The organism is Kitasatospora sp. NPDC022856, from assembly GCF_055561235.1.
This window is the reverse complement of sequence record NZ_JBVHHE010000131.1, coordinates 1-1539: the sequence shown is the minus strand read 5'-3', so window position 1 is coordinate 1539 and position 1539 is coordinate 1. Positions and strand designations below refer to the sequence as shown.

The window sequence follows — 1539 nt, the reverse complement described above, 5'->3', positions numbered from 1 at the left end:
CATCCGCATATCGCATGCCACACGGTCTACAGCGACAGGTGACCATCCGTCAGCAAAACGGCAGATCTACCACCCCAAAGAGCTGATGTCAGTAACCGCCTACGTCCTGGCGGCAGCAACCGACGACCTCCCACGCATCTCCGCGGCCCTGCGGTTCAGGCTGGCGAGTGAAGACGATGCCGTGGTCCGGGTGAGCCTGATCCTGGCGATCGCCCAACTCGCTCGCGAACACCAGGACGACCACGCTCCCGGATGGCCGCCGCCTTCCTCACCCACCGCGGAGCCGGCCCGCCCGTCGGTGTGGCCGGGAGGGTGCATGGTGCAGCAGGGACGTCCGGGCGAAGAACAGCCGTCGGTTGACGTCGCGGATCTCGTCGAGGCATCGACGGCACCGAGCGCAGGCGTCGAGGTGTTCGGCCAGCATCTTGGGGATCCGGCGTGGTGGTCGTCTGACCAGGGCGGCGAGGCGGGCGGTGCAGGCCCGGCAGTCGGGTGAGCGGGGTCGGGCGAGGTGCGCCGCGAGGTAGGCGTCCCGAAGCCCCTCGCGTGCCCGGACGGCCAGCGAGGAGACGCCACCGGCTGTCAGGCCGAGAAGCCGGGCCACCTCGGCGGCGGGCCGCTGCTCCACCACCGAGTACCAGAGCACCGATCGCCAGCGCTTCGGCAGGCTGCGGAACGCGGAGGCGACCAGATGGCGCTCGGTGGACTCCACGAGCAACTGTTCGGGAGATCGCGCGCGTTCGACGTCGTCCGCCCAGAGGTCGGGATCGGCGGTGGGTGGAGTGCGCCGGTCGGCGGCGGCCCACGCCTTGGACGTGTTGCGGACGACGGCCCGCAGATAGGGGCGCCAGCTCCCCCTGGGGCCCGCGCCGACGCGAACGGCGGTGATGGTCCGGGCGAAGGCCTCACCCGCCAGGTCCTCGGCCCGGTGCGCGGTGCCGCCCAGTGCACCGGCGTAGGAGGCGGTGGCCCGGAAGTGGCGCTCGTAGAGTTCTGTCAGGGCCTCGACGTCCCCGGCACGCAGCCGGACGGTGAGAGCGACGTCGGTCTCGGTGGTGTCGGCGGTCTCGTCAGTGTCGGACGTCGGTGCTTCGGCACGTCCGTCGGGGTACCCGGCGGAGGGTTCGGGTGCATCGTCGGCCGGGAGAGGGTCCAGGTGCATGGGGTCGGTCCTTGGTCGGGGTCGCGGTCCGGGTGATCGGAACCTGACGACCGGGGCGGGGCGGTCGGTGCTCCGCGCCCGGCGGTGCGCGGCCCCGAGGGGTGCAGCTCGGGGTCGGTGCGGTGGGGTCGATGGCAGAAGGGAGGAGCCGGGGGCCCTGGGATCCCGCCCCGTTGTACGACCGTGATAAGCAGTGGTCGGTCCGTGGTCCAGGCCGGAGGCCGCCGTAACTGTTCGATAACGGGCCGGGTTCCGCGTTCCGTTCGACACTCCTTCACCCCTGTCACGCTCGCCCGCGAGAGGCGAGTTGACGGCCCGACGAACCCGGGCCGGAGCAACCGCGGCCATTCAAGGAGGACCTCCCCATGCCCTGCTGT

Annotated in this window: 1 protein-coding gene; it reads right to left on the bottom strand. The window is 71.4% G+C overall.

Going from position 1 to position 1539, the window contains the following annotated elements:
• Positions 1-268: 268 nt before the first annotated feature.
• Positions 269-1162 (bottom strand): RNA polymerase sigma factor, encoded by an 894-nt coding sequence (locus ACZ34W_RS38645; protein WP_465611179.1) that lies wholly within the window; start codon positions 1160-1162, stop codon positions 269-271.
• Between the last annotated feature and the right edge of the window lie 377 nt (positions 1163-1539).